This window comes from Streptomyces sp. P9-2 (assembly GCF_051903975.1).
In the GTDB taxonomy this organism is placed as follows: domain Bacteria; phylum Actinomycetota; class Actinomycetes; order Streptomycetales; family Streptomycetaceae; genus Streptomyces; species Streptomyces cellulosae.
Genome location: NZ_CP192633.1, coordinates 1,144,191 through 1,162,062 on the forward strand (window position 1 = coordinate 1,144,191; position 17,872 = coordinate 1,162,062).

Below are 17,872 nucleotides of genomic sequence, written 5' to 3' on the forward strand. Positions count from 1 at the left end.
TCCCGCACCACCGCCGCCTCGCTACGACCGCGAATTCCGGGAGTGCCTCGCATGGGGACGAATGGATCGACCATGCTCGAGCCGTTACGGCAGGGCCTTCCGCCGCTGAACCTCGCGGCCGCCTCCGACGCCGCCTCCTGCGCCCTGCACGCCCGCTACGAAGCGGTGCGCGAGGCACGGAAGTTCACCCGGAGCACCCTCGACCAGTGGCACCTCGGCGAACGCTTCGACGACGTCTGTCTGGTGGTCTCCGAACTCGTCACCAACGCCCTGCGCCACGCCCTGCCGGCGAACACCCCGCGCCTGGCCGCCCCGGAGCCCCCGGTACGGCTGCACCTGATGCGGTGGACCGAGCGGCTGGTGTGCGCGGTGCGCGACCCCAGCGACGAGGGCCCGGTCGCCCGGGACGCCGAGGATCTGTCCGACGACTGCTCCGCCGAGTCGGGCCGCGGACTCTTCCTGGTCGACTCCTTCAGCGACAGCTGGGGCTGGCACCCGCTGGCCGGCGCGCTCGGCGGCAAGGTCGTATGGGCGCTGTTCCGGCTCCCGCAGCCCTGATCTCCGTGCGGCGCACGCGCGTGGGATGTGTCTACGCGCGTCACGCCTGAAGGGGCCGCGGCCCGCGGGCACCCGCCTCCTCAGCCGGCGACGAGGTGGTCGAACTCGCCGTCCTTCACCCCGAGCAGCATGGCCTCGATCTCCGCGCGGGTGTAGACGAGCGCGGGACCGTCGGGGAAACGGGAGTTGCGCACCGCGACCTCCCCGCCCGGCAGGCGGGCGAACTCCACGCAGGACCCCTGCGAGTTGCTGTGCCTGCTCTTCTGCCACGCCACACCGTCCAACCGGGTGGCCGCCATGCCGTTGTACACGCCGGACGCGCCGGCACCGTCGTGCCCGTCACCGTCGTACACGTCGTGGTCCACAGGTCGCTCCCCGCTGGTGCACTGGCTGATGTGACCATTGATGCACTGATCAACTGACCCGGATCATAGCTGCGTTCACGTGCATATGCATGGGCGGATGCACGTGCACGAGGGGTGGCGGCGCGGTTACAGCCTCGCCGGCCGCACGGTGCCCGCTGTGACGGACGTTTTACCGGGCCCTCGCTGCCTTAGAGACGCGTGCGAGGGCGTCTGTGTTCCCTCGTGTGCCCTTCCGGTGGGTGGGCGGTGATCTGTTCCGGGCGGGCCGGCGGCGATGGTGCGAGGTCCGTCACGGAACCCTGGCCGGGCGCGGGGCGGTTCCTGTTAGCTGACACCCGGTGGTCCGGCCGCCCGGCCGGCGCCAGGGAGGGGACCAGCGGTGACTGTGGAGGCTTCGGTGGCACACATAGGTCCGGCACACACGGATCCGGCGCACACGCGCGGAGGGCCTTCCCGGCGGGCCCGGTGGGCGGCCGCGGCGGTGGGTCTGGCCGGCGCGCTGACCCTGACGGCGTGCGGCGGCGACGGGGACGGATCGGACGGCGCCTCGGCCACGCCCACCCCGTCGGTCACACGGACCGCGGACACCGGCGGCGGCACGGGCGGCTCCGACAAGGCCCCGGCCGGCGACCTCCAGGGCAGCTGGCTCACCACCGCGGACGGCAAGGCGGTGGTCCTGATGGTCAACGGCGAGGAGGCGGCCCTCTTCGCCACGGGCGGCACGGTGTGCAGCGGCACGGCGAAGGGCGACGCAGAAGCGACGATCGCCTTGAAGTGCCCGACGGGCAACGGCGACCGCACGAAGGGCACGGTGACGTCGGTCGACGGAAAGTCCCTGACGGTGGCCTGGGAGGGCGCGGCGGGCGAGGAGACGTACACGAAGGCAGAGGGCGGCTCACTGCCGCCGGGGCTGCCTACGCAGGGGCTGGGCTCGTAGGGACGCGACCCGCCGCCACCTGCGGGCAGCCGCGCCGCACCGCCCACGCCGTCTGCGGGCAGTCGTGCCTCCCCCAGTGCCTCAAGGGCTTGGGGGGTGCCCCCAGGGCGATGGGGGCACCCCCCGCTCGAGCGAAGCCGAGAGCGGGAGAGGGTGGGCGCAGGCGGCACCGCACCCGCACCCCACCCGGCGACCCCGCGTCAGGTCAACCGCCGCCGCCCCCGCACCTGCGCCCGCTCCGCCGCCCGCACCCCCTCTTCCCACCCCGCCGCATCCCGCACCCCACGCAACCGCGTAGTGGCCGTCGCCGGAAACAACCGCTCCACCCGCTCCCCCACGGCAACCTCCCGCGACGCCAGCACAGGCAACAACTCCTCCCCCACAGCCGCCTCAGCGGCGACCTCCCCCAACCGCACCCCCACCCGATGGGCGTACGCCGCCAGGAACGCCTGCCGAAACGCCTTGGTCCGCTTCCTCCCACCCGCCTGCTGCGCAGCCTCCGCCTTACTCATCGCACCGCTCGCCTGCACCAACAAGGAGGTGTAAAGCAGCTCGACAGCCTCAAGGTCACCGCCGAACCCCACCACCGTCGAAAACCCGAACGCCTCGTTCCACACCGCCCGGCAGTGGTTCGCGGAGGCCACCGCATCCAGCAACACCGCCTTGGCCTGCTCGTACGGCGCATCCACGCCGATCCGAATGGCGTCCGGCCCCTCGACAGCAACCGCCTTCGCTGCGAGCAACGCCTCGTCGACGCTGTGCCGAGCCATCAGCTCCTGCGCCTTGGCGCTCAGCGCCTCCGCCTCCTCCGGAAACCCGGTCGCCTCGGCCTTGGCCAGCAGCGCCCGGATCCGCCCGAGCATCCGCGACTCAGCAGTCCGCGCCCGCTCCCGCCCACCGGGCGAAGACGAAGCCACCCCCTCCCCCGCCACCTCGTCGAGCGACTCCAGCGCAGGCAACCGCAACAACAGCCGATACAACTCCAGAACGGCGGTGGCATACGAAAACCGATCCCCGCGCGCACCCGCCTCGACCGTAGGCACCTGCCCGACCTGCGCCTTCCACCGAGCCCCCCGCACCCGCCCCTCCCCCGCCTCCCTCCGCGCCTGAGCGCGAATCAGAGATCCGACCACCCGCACACGCGTCTCGTCCAACTCCCGTCGCACCACCCGCACGACATCGGCGGGCTGCCACCCCCGCTTCCACGCGGACGCGACGAATTCCTCGCCGCGCCGGGCGAGTTCGGCGTCCGCCGAGGGGTCGGCGGCGAGCAGGGACGCTCCCGTGTCGAGGGTGTCGTCGCCCGTGTCGTAGAGGGCGGAACGGAAGGCGCGGTCGACGGTGCCGGACGTACTCACAAGGCCGATCGTGCCACGCCGCGACCCATCACCCGAAGGTGTCAACTGCGGGTTGACACCCCGCCACTGTCAACTTACGGTTGACACATGACGACGAATCCCGCCATCAAGTCCACCGTCCGTCTCGACGACCTCATCGCGGCCATCAAGAAGGTCCACGACGAACCGCTCGAACAGCTCCAGGACGCGGTGCTCGCCGGCGAGCACCTCGGTGACGTCGCGGACCATCTGATCGGCCACTTCGTCGACCAGGCCCGACGCTCCGGCGCCTCCTGGACCGACATCGGCAAGAGCATGGGCGTCACCCGGCAGGCGGCCCAGAAGCGCTTCGTCCCCCAGGGCGGCAACGACCTCGACCCCAGCCAGGGCTTCAACCGCTACACGCCCCGCGCCCGCAACACGCTCATGGCCGGGCACAACGAGGCGCAGGCCGCCCGCAGCGCCGAGATGGGCCCCGAGCACCTGGTCCTCGGGCTGCTGGCCGAGCCGCAGGGCCTGGCCGTCAAGGCGATCGCCGAGCAGGGCGTCACCGTGGACGCGGTCCGCGAGGCCGCGCGCGCGGCGCTGCCGCCCGCCGCCGAGGACGCCCCGGAGCTGGTGCCGTACAACCCGACGGCGAAGAAGGTGCTGGAGCTGACCTTCCGCGAGGCGCTGCGCCTCGGCCACAACTACATCGGCACCGAGCACATCCTGCTGGCCCTCCTGGAGCACGAGAACGGCACCGGCGTGCTCAGCGGCCTCGGCGTCACCAAGAACGCCGCCGAGCGGTACGTGACCGAGATCCTCGCGCACTACGTGGAGACGAACTCGGGGGACGAGCCGGCGCAGGAGGGCTGATCCCGGCCCCGCCCGACCCGCTCCCACCAGGCCGTTGTCACACCCCCCTGCGACACTCGCGTACATGTCCGGCAGGTGGGCGCTCGCTCCGGCCGAGGACGGCGGCGTGGACGTCGCCCCCCTCGGCGCGGACGGGCTGCCCTCCGGCCCGGTGCGGCGCGAGGCGGACCTCGCCGAGGCCGTACGGAGCCGTCCGGGCGTCGCCCGGTGGGTGTGGCGGTCCACGGCCGAGGTCTACCCGCGCCTGCTCGCCACGGGGGTGCGAGTGGAGCGGGCGTACGACGTCGAGGCCGCCGAGACCCTGCTCCTCGGCCACGAGGGACGGTACGGAGAGCCGCGGTCGGCCGCGGCCGCGCTGGCCCGGCTGCGCGGCGGGCCCGTGCCGCCCGACCCGCCGCAGCGGCAGGCGGAGCCGGGCGCGCAGTCGTCGCTGTTCGACCCGCAGGCGGCCCCGCTGCCGCTGGAGGATCTGCTCGCGGTCTACGCCGAGCAGCAGCGGCGCACCGACGCCACCGCGCACCCCGACCGGATGCGGCTGCTGACCGCGGCCGAGTCGGCGGGCATGCTGATCGCCGCCGAGATGAACCGCGCGGGGCTGCCCTGGCGCGCGGACGTGCACCGCGCGCTGCTGGACGACCTGCTGGGCGAGCGGTACGCGGGCGGCGGCGAGCCGCGCCGGCTGGCCGAGCTGGCGGAGGAGGTGTCGGCCGCCTTCGGCCGCCGGGTCCGGCCCGACCTGCCCGCCGACGTGATCAAGGCGTTCGCGCAGGCCGGGATCAAGGTGACCTCGACCCGCCGCTGGGAGCTGCGGTCGGTGGACCACCCGGCGGTGAAGCCGCTGCTCGAGTACAAGAAGCTGTACCGGATCTGGGTCGCGCACGGCTGGTCCTGGCTGCAGGACTGGGTGGGCGACGGCCGCTTCCGCCCCGAGTTCCTCGCGGGCGGCACCGTGACCGGCCGCTGGGTCACCCACGGCGGAGGCGCCCTGCAGATCCCCAAGGTGATCCGCCGCGCGGCGGTCGCCGACCCGGGCTGGCGGCTCGTCGTCGCCGACGCCGACCAGATGGAGCCGCGCGTGCTGGCCGCCATCTCCCGCGACCCGGGGCTGATGGAGGTGGCCGGCCGGGAGAGCGACCTCTACCAGGCGGTGTCCGAGCGCGCCTTCTCCGGCGACCGCGACCGCGCCAAGATCGCCGTGCTCGGCGCGGTGTACGGGCAGACCTCCGGCGACGGCCTGAAGAACCTCGCCGCGCTGCGCCGCCGCTTCCCCAAGGCCGTGGCGTACGTGGACGAGGCGGCGCGCGCGGGCGAGGAGGGCCGGCTGGTCCGCACCTGGCTGGGCCGCACCTGCCCGCCGGCCGCGCGGACGACGGACGACGCGGCGGAGGAGGCGGGCATCCCGGTGGCGGCGGACGAGCCGGACTCGGAGGCGGCCCGCGCGTGGACCCCCGGCTACGCCTCGACCGACGCCCGCGCCCGGGGCCGCTTCGCCCGCAACTTCGTGGTGCAGGGCAGCGCGGCCGACTGGGCGCTGCTGCTGCTCGCCGGGCTCCGTCAGGCGCTCACGGACATGGCGGCGGAGCTCGTCTTCTTCCAGCACGACGAGGTGATCGTGCACTGCCCCGAGGAGGAGACGGAGGCGGTGACGGCGGCGATCCGCGAGGCCGCCGAGCAGGCGGGGCGGATCGCGTTCGGTCGGACGCCGGTGCGGTTCCCGTTCACCACGGCGGTGGTCGAGTGCTACGCCGACGCGAAGTGACACCCCGACGCGGAGTGCGCGCAGGGCTCCGCCGCCCGTTCCCGGGCGTAGTCCCGCACGAGGTCGTACGGCTCGAAGCGCCCGTACGCGGTCTCCTCCAGCAGGGCCACGTCGGCCAGCCGCTCCAGCGCCGCCTCGGCCCGCGCCTCGTCGACGCCGGTGAGCCGGGCCAGCGACGGGGCGTCGTACGCGGGCTGGTCGAGGGCGCCGATGAGGCGCAGGACGAGGGCGGCGTCCTGGTCGGTGCGGCGCTCGGAGACGGTGAGCGCGTCGAAGGCGGCGTCCAGGGAGCGGCGTACGCCGAGGTCGTCGTAGTCGAGGAGGTCCAGCCGGCTGTCGGCGCCGGCGAGCTGGGCGGCGAGCGCGTCCGGGGTGAGGGCCCGGCGGGCGGCCAGGCGGGCCGCGACGACGCGCAGCGCGAGGGGGAGCCGGCCGGAAAGGGCGACCAGCGGGTGCCGGGCGGTGATCCCGTCCCTCCCGGACGCGGTACGCAGCAGGGCGGCGCTCTCCTCGTCGCTGAGCGGCCGGAGGGGGAAGCGGGCGGCGCCGTCGAGGGCGGTGAGGGCCGACCGGCTGGTGACGAGGACGCCGCACCCGGGCCCGGCGGGCAGCAGCGGACGTACCTGGGCGGCGCTCGCGGCGTCGTCCAGCACGAGCAGGGTGCGGGTGGGGGCGAGCAGGGACCGCAGCAACGCGGCGGCGGCGTCGGGGTGTTCGGGGACGTCGCCGGAGCAGACGCCGAGGTCGCGGAGGAGTGAGGCCAGGGCCTCTTCACTGGTCAGAGGCTGTGCACCCGGCTCCGTGGCACGCAGGTCGAGGTAGAGCTGGCCTCCGCTGAAACGTTCCTCCAGGCCGTGCGCGACCTGCAGCGCGAGGGCGCTCTTGCCGACGCCGGCCGTCCCGCTGACGACGACGGCCCCGGCCGCGTCCGTCCCGGAGAGCGCCCGGGCGACGGCCTCCCGTACGTCGGCACGCCCGACGAAGTGCGCGGGGGCGGGCGGAAGTTGAGCGGGCCGCACCCACCGGGAGGCGCCGTCCCGCGTCCCGCTCCCCCGCAGCACCTCCACATGGGCCTCGCGCACGGGCTGCCCCGGCTCCACGCCGAGTTCGTCGGCGAGGCGGGCGCGCAGATCACGGTGGACGACGAGTGCCTCGGCCTGGCGGCCGGTGCGGTGCAGGGCCAGCATGAGCTGACGGTGATAGGCCTCCCGCAGCGGATGCTCGGCGGCGAGGGCGGACAGCTCGGGCACGAGGTCGGCCAGTCCGTCGTCGCCGAGGGCGAGTTCGGCGTCGTAGCGCCACTCGTGGAGCAGCAGCCGCGCCTCCTCCAGGCGGCGCACGAGGGCGTACCCGCCCACCTCGGGGGCGAGCCCGCCGAGCGGACTCCCCCGCCACAGTCCGAGGGCGGCCCGGCACTCGCGGCGCACGCGCTCCCAGTCGCCCTCGGCGCGGGCGGCACGGGCGGCGGAGACGTGGGCGTCGAAGACCTGGACGTCGAGTTCGCCGTCGTCGACGCGGAGGACGTACCCGGTGGGCGCGGTGACGAGCCGGCCGGGCTCGCCGAGGAGGCGGCGCAGGCGGGCGACGTGGTTGTGCAGGGAGGGCAGCGCGGAGACGGGCGGCGCCCCGCCCCACAGGGCGTCCTTCAGGGCGTCGACGGAGACGACCCGGCCGGCGTCGAGGAGGAGGACGGCGAGGAGGGTGCGGAGTTTGGGGCTGGTGACGGGGAGGACGGGGGCGCCGTTGCGGGTGCAGGGGGTGTGACCAGGGGGCTCGCCGGCGATCGGCTCACCGCCGTAGAGAACGGGCGTCCCCAGCAGTCCGAAGCGGAGGCCGCGCCGTGTCACGCCGCACCACTGCCTTCCGGGTGACCGAGGGGGAATCCATTGGCCTTATGTTAGCCGCCCGTTGGCAAGGTTTGATGTGATCACTACATCGGATCCGGCTCGGGGGTGCGCGCGTAGAACGCGCAACTCGGGGGAGTGTCGCCGCCGGCCGATCCGCTTCACGAGGACCCGGTCGCCAGAGGTGAACGACCGGGGCCTCGTTCTTTTCGGCCCCTTCTTCCGCACCGGTCAGCCGGTCCGCACCGGCTCCTCCGTGGCGGCGAGCCCCTGGACCGCCTGCTTGTGCTCCTTCGGGTACCGGTCGGCGCCCGGCACGGACAGCGCGACGCGGAACTGCTCCCGGGCCTCCGCGGTACGCCCCGCCGCCCGGTAGGCACGGCCCAGCCGGCACCGCAGGTCCATCTCGCGCCGGTCGTGGTCGGGGTCGTCGAGCGGACCCGGTGTCCCGTGCTGCGCGAGGGCGCGCCGGAACACCTCGGCCGCCGCGTCCAGGTTCCCCGCGTTGTGCTCCGCCGTGCCGAGCCGCGCCAGCGTGAGGGTGTGGAGGAGGACGTCACCGGTCCGCTGGATCAGGTCGGCCACCCGGCGGAACAGGACCCTGGCCGCCGACGGGTCGAGGTAGAGGTGCAGATCGAGGTTCGAGGTCAGCGCCCTGCTCAGGGCCCGCGGCCGGCCGATGGCCCGGCCGCGGGTGTGGGCGTCCCGGAAGCAGGCCAGCGCCTCCTCGTCCCGGCCCTGGCGGTGGCGGACGAACCCGAGGGCGAAGGAGGCCATGGCGACGAGCCAGTGGTCCTCGTACCGCTCGGCGAGCTCCCGCCCCGCGACGAGCACGGACACCCCTCCCTCGACCTGGCCGGCGTCCGGCCCCAAGGCTCCCGGCCCGGCGGTCGCCCCGGGCCCGACCGTCGCCCCGAGCCCGACCGTCGCCCCGAGCCCGGTCATCGCCCCGAGCCCGGTCATCGCCCCGAGTCCGACGAGGGCCCGCCCCTCCTCGTGCGGCTCCCCGCGCTCACGGCCGAGGACGAGCGCGGTCCGCAGATGACGGCAGGCCTCGGGGAAGCGCGCCCGGTGGGTGAGCGTGTAGCCGAGGCAGTTGTGCAGCGCGGGCGCCATCCGCCGGTCCGACGCCGTGTCGGCGTACGGCAGCGCGGTCTCGAGGGCCGCCTGGCACTCGTGGAGGCGGGCGCGGCCGACGAAGTGGTCCGTCAGGGCCTCCGCGATCCAGCAGGCGTGGTCGGTCTCGCCGGACGCCACAGCGTGCGCGATGACGTCGACCAACTCCCCGCCGGCCTCGTCCAGCCACACCGCGGCCTCCCGCCAGCCGGTGAACGACGTCCCGGACGGCCCGGGCCCGGTGGGATAGCCGCCGGCGCCCCAGTCGCTGGCCACGCGGGCCGCGTCCAGGTAGAGACGCAGCGCCGCCTCACGTGCCGGTCCCGCCTCGCCGGGCGCGGCCTCGGCCAGTCGGCGCGCGTGGACCCGCACCAGGTCGTGCAGCCGGTAACGCCCCGGCCGCGGCTGCTGCAACAGGCTCGTGTCGACCAGGCTCTCCAGGATCCGCTCGGCGTCCCGGGCGGACCGGCCGAGCATCGCCGCGGGGGTGCGCACGTCGAACTCCACGGTCGGCGCCAGCCCCAGCGTCCGGAACCCCCGCCGCTGCTCCGGCGGCAGCTGGTCGTACGACAGCCGGAACGCCGCCTCCACGCTGCGGTCGCCCGCGCTGAGTTCGCCAAGGCGCCCCTCGTCGTCCGCCATCCGCTCCACCAGGTAGGCCAGCGTCCAGGCGGGCCGGGTCTGCAGGCGCGTACCCGCGATGCGCAGCGCCAGCGGCAGCCCGGCGCACAGCCGGACCAGTTCCCGGGTCGCCTCCGGTTCCTGGTCCGTGCGCTCCCGGCCGACGATGTGCCGCAGCAGGGAGGCCGCCTCGCCGGGACCGAGGGTCTCCAGGGTGACCCGGCGGTCGGCGTCCAGGCCCGCGAGCCGCCGCCGGCCGGTGACGATCACCCTGCTGCCGGGTCCTGCGGGCAGCAGCGGCCGGATCTGCCGGGTGTCGGCGGCGTCGTCGAGGACGAGCAGCAGACGCAGCGAGCTGGTGACGGCCCGCCAGGCGGTGATGAGGTCGTCGAGGTCGTCCGGCACCTCGCTGCCGTCCGCGCCGAGGGAGCGCAGCAGCCGCCGCAGCACGCGTTCCGGAGCGGGCCGGCCGCGTTCGCGGCTGTGAGCGTGCAGGTCCACGAAGAGGCACCCGTCGGGGTAGCGGTCGCGGATGCGGTGGGCCGCCCGCACGACGAGGGCGGTCTTGCCGACCCCGGCGGGACCGTCGACGGCGACGACGGAGACGGCGTCGTCGGGGGCCGGGCCGGTCAGGACGGCCAACTCCTCCTCTCGCCCCACCAGTTGCCCGGTGTCGCCCGGCAGCTGATGGACGGGGCGCCGAGGTGCGAGCGGTTGCGGGACGACGACCTGACGGTCGGCTGTGGAGCCGAGAAGCGTGCCGTCGTCCTGACGCAGCACGGCCTCGTACACACGCCGCAGTTCCTCCCCGGGGTCGACGCCCAGCTCGTCGGCGAGACGCCGGCGCATGTCCTCGTAGGCGTGGAGGGCCTCCGCCTGGCGTTCGCAGCCGTAGAGGGCGCGCATGCGCAGGGCCAGCATCGACTCGTCGTACCGGTCGGACCCGGGCAGGCGGGCCAGGTCGTCCAGGGCGTCGCCGTACCGTCCGAGATCGACCAGGCAGGAGAGCCGGGCGAGCCGCAGGGTGCGCCGCCGCTCGAGGAGCCGTTCCCGCTCGGCCGCGGCGAACGGCCCGGAGAGGTGGGCGAGCGGCTCGCCCTGGAACAGCGCAAGGGCGTCGGTCAACTGCCCGGCTCCTCCAGCCAGATCACCGCTCGCCTTGGTTCGCAGCGCCCGGTCCCCCACCTCGGCGAGGTCGGTCAGATCAAGGCGGACGTCGTCGAGGACGAAGCGGTACCAGCCCTTCCCGCTGCGGATCACCGACTCCGTGTGGCGGGTCCCGGCCCGGTCGAGCGTCCTGCGCAGCGGATTGACGTGGCTGGCCAGCACCTTGGTGCCGGACGCGGGCGGGTCGGCTCCCCAGACGCCGTCGAGCAGGTGCTCGTGGCTGACCACGGCGCCCTCGCGGAGCAGCAGGGCGGCCAGCACGGTCTGCCGTCTGACGGGCCCCAGGGCCAGAGGCTCCCCGTCCCGCCAGGCCCGCAGCGGGCCGAGCACCTCGATGCGCAGCCGCTGAGAATTCCCGCCCAACCCGAGCCTCCGCTCCCGCACTTCATCGCCAGTTCATCAGCATTGCAGCACTCGCGGACACAGTGGCCGTGCGAAGGCGCACAACCCGCACATCCGAGGGGGACCCACGTTGACCGGAGCGGAACTGGTGGCCACCGCGCTGACGACCGGGGCGGCGGCCGCCCTGACGGGCCCGGCCCGCGGTACCGTCCACGACCTCCACGACGCGCTGAGGCAGGCGGTCCGCCGCCGCCTGGCGTCCCCCGACACCACGGCCGGCCCCTACGGCGTCCGCGTCCTCGACGCGCATGCGTCGGACCCGGACGTATGGGGGACGCGACTGCTGCGCGTGCTGGACGCGTGCGGTGCGGGCGAGGACGCCGAGATCCTGAGGACGGCCCGGGCACTCCTCCGCGCGGAACGCCTCCCGGCCGGACCGGCAGCGGACGCGTACTGAACGAAAAAGGTCCAGCTCATGAGGAATGAGCTGGACCTTTCAGAGAGAGCCGCCTTCGGGATTCGAACCCGAGACCTACGCATTACGAGTGCGTTGCTCTGGCCATCTGAGCTAAGGCGGCGTGTCCTGCGCACCATGGTGCGATCAGCGACGTCGGTAAGTCTACACAGTTTCCGGGGGTGCTTCGTACCGCCCCCGGAGGCGGGGCGGGGCCGTCGCCTCCGGGGGTGGCCGGACCCGCTACGAGCAGCGCTTTCCGTCCGCCGGAGGGGTGCCCTTCAGCAGGTACGTGTTGATCGCCGCGTCGACGCAGGCGCTGCCGCGGCCGTACGCCGTGTGGCCGTCGCCGTCGTAGGTGAGGAGGCGGGCCGAGGAGAGCTGACCGGCCAGGGCCTTCGCCCAGCCGTACGGCGTCGCCGGGTCGCGGGTGGTGCCCACTACCACGATCGGCGCCGCGCCCTTCGCCTCGATCCGCTGCGCCTCGCCCGTGGCCCGCACCGGCCAGTACGCGCAGTTCAGCGACGCCCAGGCGAGGCCCTCGCCGAACACCGGGGACGCCTTCTCGAAGTCGGGCAGCGCCTCCCGTACCTGCTCCGGCGTCTCGAAGGCGGGCGGCAGGTCGAGGCAGTTCACGGCCGCGTTGGCGGACATCAGGTTGCTGTACGCGCCGCCCGCGTCCCGCTCGTAGTAGCTGTCGGAGAGGACGAGCAGGCCCGCGCCGTCGTTCTCCTTCATCGCGCTCGTCAGCGCCTCGCGCAGCCGCTGCCAGGACGCCTCGTCGTACATCGCCGCGATCACGCCCATCGTCGCCAGCGACTCGGTCAGTTCGCGGCCGTCGGCGTCGCCGGCGGGCAGCGGGCGGGCGTCGAGCTTCTCGAAGAACTTCTTCAGGTTCCCGCCGGCCTTCTCCGGCGACGTGCCCTTGCCGCCCAGCGGGCAGTCGCTCCGCCGCGCGCAGTCCTTCGCGAACGCCGTGAACGCCGTGGCGAAGCCCTCCGTCTGCTCCAGATTGAGTCGGCGCGCGCTCAGCGACGGGTCCATCGCCCCGTCCAGCACCAGCCGCCCCGTCCGCTCCGGGAACAGCCCCGCGTACGTCGCGCCCAGCAGCGTGCCGTACGACGCCCCGACGTACGTCAGCTTCTCGTCGCCGAGCGCCGCCCGCACGACGTCCATGTCCCGGGCCGTCTCGACGGTCGACACATGGCGCAGCAGCTTCGGCGCCTTCGCGCCGCACCCCTCGGCGAACGTCCGGTACGCCGAGACGAGCGCCTCGGTCTCCTTCTCGTCGTCCGGCGTGGTGTCCGTGCGCGTGTACGCGTCCATCGCGCGCCCGTTCAGGCACTCGACGGGCTCGCTGCGGGCGACGCCGCGCGGGTCGACGGCCACCATGTCGTAGCGGGCGCGCACCTCTTCGGGGTAGCCGATGCCCGCGTACATCTGGAGGTAGTCGACCGCCGAGCCGCCGGGGCCGCCCGGGTTGACCAGCAGGGAGCCCAGCCGCTTGCCGGGTCCGGTGGCCTTCTTGCGGGCGACGGCGAGGCGGACGTCCCCGGCGGACGGTGCGGCGTAGTCGAGCGGGGCCTTGACCGTGGCGCACTGGAAGCCGGGGACCCCGCAGTCGCGCCACGCCGGTTTCTGTTCGTAGTACTCGGCGAGGGCCGCGGGCGTCGAGCCTGGCAGCGGGGCGAGGGCGGCGGCCGCTCCCGCCACCGGCGAACTGGCCGTGCTCGTCGAGGTCCCGGAGGAACAGCCCGCCAGCAACAACGCGGCCGCTGTGAACAGGGCTGCTGCGGTACGGGTCCTGCGTGGGGTGCGCCGTGTGTGCATACCGGGAGCGTAACGGTGAGCGAGCACACGGACGCGCTCCGTGCTCGCCGTGCCCCGGACGAGTTACGGCCGGCAAGAACCTGGAGACCGCTTCGCTCAGCCAGCCCTCAGCGCCATCGTCATCGCCTCCACCGCCAGCAGCGGCGCCACGTTCCGGTCCAGCGCCTCCCCGCACGCCGCGATCGCCTCGATGCGGCGCAGCGTCGACTCGGGCGTACTGCCGCGGGCCAGCCGCTCCAGCGCGTCCTCGGCGTCCGTGTTGGCGAGCGCGATACGGGAGCCGAGCTGCAGGGCGAGGACGTCGCGGTAGAAGCTGGTGAGGTCGGCGAGGGCGACGTTGAGGCTGTCGCGCTGGGTGCGCGTCCTGCGCCGCTTCTGCATGTCCTCCAGGTCCTTGACCACGCCCGCCGTGCCGCGCGGGAGCCGGCCGCCCTGGGCCGCGCCCAGCGCCGCCTTCAGGTCCTCGGTCTCCTTGCCGTCCACCTCCTCGGCGAGCTGCTTGGCGTCCTCGGCGGCCGCGTCGACCAGCTCCTGGGCGGCCCTCAGCGCGCCGCCGACGTCCTCGACGCGCAGCGGCAGCTTCAGCACGGCGGCGCGGCGGGCGCGCGCGTCCGGGTCGGTGGCCAGGCGGCGCGCCCGGTCGACGTGGCCCTGGGTGGCGCGGGCGACCGAGGCGGCGACGTCCGGCTCGATGCCCTCGCGGCGGACGAGCATGTCGGCGACGGCGTCCACCGACGGCGTGCTCAGGACGAGGTGGCGGCAGCGGGAGCGGATCGTCGGCAGGACGTCCTCGACGGACGGGGCGCACAGCAGCCACACCGTGCGCGGGGCGGGCTCCTCGACGGCCTTGAGGACGGCGTTGGCGGACTTCTCGTTGAGCCGCTCGGCGTCCTCGACGAGGATCACCTGCCAGCGGCCGTTCGCCGGTGCCGTGAACGACTTGCGGACCGTGTCGCGCATGTCCTTGACCAGGATCTCCGCGCCGACGGCGGCCACCGTGGAGACGTCGGCGTGGGTGCCGACGAGCGCGGTGTGGCAGCCGTCGCAGAAGCCGCAGCCGGGGGCGCCGCCGAGGGCACGGTCGGGGCTGACGCACTGCAGGGCGGCGGCGAAGGCGCGCGCCGCCTGGTTGCGGCCGGCGCCGGGCGGGCCCGTGAACAGCCACGCGTGCGTCATGCGCGACGCCTCGGGCGGGGGTTCGTCGCTCGCCGCGGCGGTGACGAACGCGTCGGCGTCCCGGGCGGCGGCGGCGAGCTGCTCGCTCACCCGCTCCTGCCCGACCAGGTCGTCCCACACGGTCATGGGTCAGCCCGCCCTTCCGTCGCGTCGTGCTGTGCCGGATCCATTGTGCGGGTCCGCACCGACACCCCTGACCCGTCGGTCCCGGACACAGCGGTGCCGGGCGCGCCCGAAGGCACGCCCGGCACCACAGAGCCACGCCTCAGCGCCGCCACCGTCCGCCGCCGCGGCCCTCGTCGTCGCCGTGGTCGTCCTCGTGCGGGCCGAGCAGTTCGTCGGCCAGCGACGGCAGGTCGTCCAGCGGGGTCTCCTCCGCCCAGTCGGGACGCTCCCGGCGGCGCGGGGCGCTCTCGGCGTCGACCTGCGGCAGCTCACGCGTACGGTCGTCCTGGCCCTCGGGACCGGGCTCGCCCTCCCGCACCGGCGGCAGGACCGCCGTCTCGTCGGCCGCGCCCGGCGGGACGGGAGGCAGGACCGCCGTCTCGTCCGCCGCGCCCGGCGGGACGGAAGGCAGGACCGCCGTCTCGTCGGCCTCGCCCGACACCTGCGGGCGGGGCAGCTCGGTCGTCACCTCGGCGTCGGCCGGAGCGGGGCGGTCCGCGTCGCGCGCGGCGTCCTCGTCCCGTACGCGCGGCAGGACGGCCGTCTCGTCCACCGGGCCGCCGGTCGCGTTGGTCGGCGTGACCACCGGCGTCGGCACGGTGATCGCCTCGTCGGCGTCCTGACGCGTGGCGTCCCGGCCCGCGGCCTTCGGGCCCGCGGCAGGCGCGGACGGCGTCCCCGTCGCCCGCGGCCCCGCCTCCGCCGCGGCCGCCGCGCGCTCGGCGAGCTGCCGGGCCTGCTCGGCGCGCAGCAGGGCCTCCTCGGCCTTGCGCTGCTTCTCCAGACGCTGCGCCTCGGCCTCGGCACGCAGCCGCGCCTCTTCCTCCGCCTGCTTGCGGCGGCGCTCCTCCTCGGCCTTGCGGCGCGCCTCCTCCTCGGCGCGCGCCTTCTCCTCGGCGAGCAGCCGCTGACGCTCCTCCTCGGCGCGGCGGCGGGCCTCCTCGGCACGCTGCCGGGCCTCCTCTGCCTGACGCTCGGCCTCGCGCCGCTGCGCCTCCTCCAGCTCGCGCCGCTTGCGCTCCTCCTCCTCGGCGCGCAGCTTGGCGAGCTGCTCCTGGCGCTCGCGCTCCAGGCGCTCCTCCTCGGCCTTGCGGGCCGCCTCCTCCTCCGCCTTGCGGCGCGCCTCCTCCTCGGCCTTGCGGCGCGCCTCCTCGCGGGCGGCGATCTCGGCCTCGGACAGCGGCAGGACGCGGTCGAGCCGGTGCCGGATCACCGTGGTGACGGCCTCCGGCTCCTGGCCCGCGTCGACGACCAGGTAGCGGCCGGGGTCGGCGGCGGCGAGGGTGAGGAAGCCGGAACGCACGCGCGCGTGGAACTCGGCGGGCTCCGACTCCAGCCGGTCCGGCGCCTCGGTGAACCGCTCCCGGGCGGTCTCCGGCGACACGTCGAGCAGCACCGTCAGGTTCGGTACGAGTCCGGCGGTGGCCCAGCGGTTGATGCGGGCGATCTCGGTCGGCGACAGGTCACGTCCGGCGCCCTGGTAGGCGACGGAGGAGTCGATGTAGCGGTCGCTGATGACGACCGCGCCGCGCTCCAGCGCCGGGCGTACGACGGTGTCCACGTGCTCCGCGCGGTCCGCCGCGTAGAGCAGGGCCTCGGCCCGGTGCGAGAGGCCGGCGCTGGAGACGTCCAGCAGGATCGAGCGCAGCCGCTTGCCGACGGGGGTCGCCCCGGGTTCGCGGGTGAGGACGACCTCGTGGCCCTTGGAGCGGATCCAGTCGGCGAGGGCCTCGGCCTGCGTGGACTTGCCGGCGCCGTCGCCGCCCTCCAGAGCGATGAAGAAGCCGGTGCCCGCGGGCGCGAGGGCTGGGTCGTCGCCGCCGAGCAGCGCGTCCCGCAGGTCCTGCCGCAGCGGAACGCCGGAGCGGTCGTCGACCTTGGCCAGCACCAGCGCGGCGACCGGCAGCAGCAGCGCGCCGACGAGCATCAGCGTGAAGGCGGCGCCGCCGTGGGCGAAGATGAACTTGCCGTTCTCCAGGCGGTGCGGGCCGATCGCCGCCGCGATCACGGGGGCGACGACCGCGCCGAGCCCCACGTACACGCGGACCACCGCGTGCAGATGCTCGGTGACCCGGGAGCGGCGCTGCTCCTCGGTCTCCTGGTCGAGCAGGGTGTGCGCGATGTTGGCGGCCATACCCGCGCCGGCGCCTGCCAGCGCCAGGATCAGCAGCACACTGGTGACGTCCGGGACGAGCCCGGCGGCGAGCAGCGCGAGGCCGGTGAAGGCGAGGGTGAGGGCGAGCATGCGCCGCCGGGACAGCGACGGCAGCAGGGCGGGCGCCGTGCGGATGCCGACGACCACGCCACCGGTGAGCGCGCCCACCATCAGGCCGAACAGGACGGGCCCGCCACCCAGGTCCTTGGCGTGCAGCACGGCCACGGCGACGGCGGCGGCGACCGCGCCGGCCACGGACGCGCCCGCGACCACAAGCAGCGGCAGCACGCCGGTGCGGCCCTTGTCGGGTCCGGCGGCGTGCCGCGGGCGGCGCAGGCCCTCCAGCGGCGAGCGCGGGCGGGGCGTGCGGGTGCCGGGCAGTTCGAGGAAGGTGACGACGGACAGCGACGCGGCGAACAGTCCGGCCGCGACGTACGAGGCGAGGGCCGCCTGGTGCCGGCCGAACCACTCGATGCCCGTGCCCAGCAGGTTGTTGGCCAGGGCCGCGGCGACCAGGGTCAGGGCGGCGAGCGGTATCGCCACGAAGCCGGTGCGCAGCGACAGGCGGCGCAGGGCGTCCAGGTGGTCGGGCAGCGGCCGGATGCTGGCGCCCTCGGGCGGAGGCCCGGGCAGCAGCGCGGGCGCGGCGCCCTCGCGGGACACCGTCCAGAAACGCTCGGCGACGCCGGCCACGAACGCGGTGACGAGCAGGATCGCCAGGGCGTTGTCGGGCGTCCAGTCGATCCACAGCGGCGCGACGATCAGCAGGGCGGCGCGCAGCCCGTCCGCGCCGACCATGGTCCAGCGGCGGTCGAGCGGTCCGTCCTGCGAGGTGAGCGACGTGAGCGGGCCGAGGAGCACGGCGCCGAACAGCAGCGTCGCGAGGATCCGCACGCCGAGAACGGTCGCCACTGCGAACGCCGCCCCCCGGTACCCGCCGCCGAACGCCTGCTCGGCGACCGACGCCTGGAGGGCGAGGAGCACCAGCACGAGGAGGGCGAGGACGTCGCCGACGCCGCCCACGAGCTGTGCGCTCCACAGCCGTTTCACCTGCGGTCGGCGCAGCAGGGCGCGGACGGCACGCTCGCGGGAGTCCGCGACAAGGGCGTCGTCGGGGGCCGGTGGGGAGGCCGTGGGCTGCTCGGCTCGCGTCATGCGTTCAGCCTATCGGCCCGGAGGGACACCCCG

Annotated in this window: 12 protein-coding genes and 1 tRNA gene; 5 read left to right on the top strand and 8 right to left on the bottom strand. The window is 74.9% G+C overall.

Features of this window, described 5'->3' with window-relative positions; genetic code table 11:
* Positions 1-72: 72 nt before the first annotated feature.
* Entirely contained in the window at positions 73-558 is a 486-nt protein-coding gene (locus ACQY0Z_RS05375) for an ATP-binding protein (protein WP_254587445.1), read from the top strand.
* A gap of 80 nt (positions 559-638) precedes the next feature.
* Here ACQY0Z_RS05375 and ACQY0Z_RS05380 read toward each other — a convergent pair whose 3' ends face one another.
* Positions 639-923 (bottom strand): DUF397 domain-containing protein, encoded by a 285-nt coding sequence (locus ACQY0Z_RS05380; RefSeq protein WP_006132594.1) that lies wholly within the window; start codon positions 921-923, stop codon positions 639-641.
* Between the two features lie 481 nt (positions 924-1,404).
* Between ACQY0Z_RS05380 and ACQY0Z_RS05385 the strand changes: the two genes are divergently transcribed.
* Positions 1,405-1,860, top strand: a complete 456-nt coding sequence (locus ACQY0Z_RS05385) for a hypothetical protein (protein WP_439811899.1) — start codon at positions 1,405-1,407, stop codon at positions 1,858-1,860.
* A 200-nt stretch (positions 1,861-2,060) separates the two neighbouring features.
* On the opposite strand, the gene ACQY0Z_RS05390 is transcribed toward ACQY0Z_RS05385, so the two are convergent.
* The gene (locus ACQY0Z_RS05390; RefSeq protein WP_439811900.1) at positions 2,061-3,218 is read right to left on the bottom strand and encodes a DUF2786 domain-containing protein; all 1,158 of its coding nucleotides are present in this window, start codon (positions 3,216-3,218) and stop codon (positions 2,061-2,063) included.
* Positions 3,219-3,305: 87 nt separating this feature from the next.
* Between ACQY0Z_RS05390 and ACQY0Z_RS05395 the strand changes: the two genes are divergently transcribed.
* Complete coding sequence (locus tag ACQY0Z_RS05395; protein ID WP_189897469.1) at positions 3,306-4,055, top strand: Clp protease N-terminal domain-containing protein; 750 nt, start codon at positions 3,306-3,308, stop codon at positions 4,053-4,055.
* 64 nt (positions 4,056-4,119) lie between these two features.
* Complete coding sequence (locus ACQY0Z_RS05400; protein ID WP_439811901.1) at positions 4,120-5,814, top strand: bifunctional 3'-5' exonuclease/DNA polymerase; 1,695 nt, start codon at positions 4,120-4,122, stop codon at positions 5,812-5,814.
* Here ACQY0Z_RS05400 and ACQY0Z_RS05405 read toward each other — a convergent pair.
* Entirely contained in the window at positions 5,796-7,661 is a 1,866-nt protein-coding gene (locus tag ACQY0Z_RS05405) for an AfsR/SARP family transcriptional regulator (protein WP_189897473.1), read from the bottom strand. The genes ACQY0Z_RS05400 and ACQY0Z_RS05405 overlap by 19 nt on opposite strands.
* A gap of 228 nt (positions 7,662-7,889) precedes the next feature.
* Positions 7,890-10,925: an AfsR/SARP family transcriptional regulator gene (locus ACQY0Z_RS05410; protein WP_439811902.1), complete on the bottom strand. Its 3,036-nt coding sequence runs from the start codon at positions 10,923-10,925 to the stop codon at positions 7,890-7,892.
* A 109-nt stretch (positions 10,926-11,034) separates the two neighbouring features.
* Here ACQY0Z_RS05410 and ACQY0Z_RS05415 point away from each other — a divergent pair, with 109 nt between their 5' ends.
* A complete protein-coding gene (locus tag ACQY0Z_RS05415) occupies positions 11,035-11,361 on the top strand; it encodes a hypothetical protein (RefSeq protein ID WP_189897476.1) in 327 nt (108 codons plus the stop codon).
* 47 nt (positions 11,362-11,408) lie between these two features.
* Here ACQY0Z_RS05415 and ACQY0Z_RS05420 read toward each other — a convergent pair.
* The 4 genes from ACQY0Z_RS05420 to tmk form a co-directional block, all read right to left on the bottom strand.
* Positions 11,409-11,482 (bottom strand) — tRNA-Thr (locus ACQY0Z_RS05420).
* 119 nt (positions 11,483-11,601) lie between these two features.
* The gene (locus ACQY0Z_RS05425; protein ID WP_381727763.1) at positions 11,602-13,188 is read right to left on the bottom strand and encodes an alpha/beta hydrolase; all 1,587 of its coding nucleotides are present in this window, start codon (positions 13,186-13,188) and stop codon (positions 11,602-11,604) included.
* A gap of 96 nt (positions 13,189-13,284) precedes the next feature.
* Positions 13,285-14,490, bottom strand: a complete 1,206-nt coding sequence (locus ACQY0Z_RS05430; RefSeq protein ID WP_439811903.1) for a DNA polymerase III subunit delta' — start codon at positions 14,488-14,490, stop codon at positions 13,285-13,287.
* A 139-nt stretch (positions 14,491-14,629) separates the two neighbouring features.
* A complete protein-coding gene (gene tmk, locus ACQY0Z_RS05435; RefSeq protein WP_439811904.1) occupies positions 14,630-17,839 on the bottom strand; it encodes a dTMP kinase in 3,210 nt (1,069 codons plus the stop codon).
* Positions 17,840-17,872: the final 33 nt, after the last annotated feature.

What these genes read in the sequence shown, in the direction of transcription:
- ACQY0Z_RS05400 (WP_439811901.1), top strand. Translation starts at nt 4,120, where the DNA reads ATGTCCGGCAGGTGGGCGCTCGCTCCGGCCGAGGACGGCGGCGTGGAC.
- ACQY0Z_RS05425 (WP_381727763.1), bottom strand. Translation starts at nt 13,188, where the DNA reads ATGCACACACGGCGCACCCCACGCAGGACCCGTACCGCAGCAGCCCTG.
- tmk (WP_439811904.1), bottom strand. Translation starts at nt 17,839, where the DNA reads ATGACGCGAGCCGAGCAGCCCACGGCCTCCCCACCGGCCCCCGACGAC.
- ACQY0Z_RS05395 (WP_189897469.1), top strand. Translation starts at nt 3,306, where the DNA reads ATGACGACGAATCCCGCCATCAAGTCCACCGTCCGTCTCGACGACCTC.
- ACQY0Z_RS05375 (WP_254587445.1), top strand. Translation starts at nt 73, where the DNA reads ATGCTCGAGCCGTTACGGCAGGGCCTTCCGCCGCTGAACCTCGCGGCC.
- ACQY0Z_RS05430 (WP_439811903.1), bottom strand. Translation starts at nt 14,490, where the DNA reads ATGACCGTGTGGGACGACCTGGTCGGGCAGGAGCGGGTGAGCGAGCAG.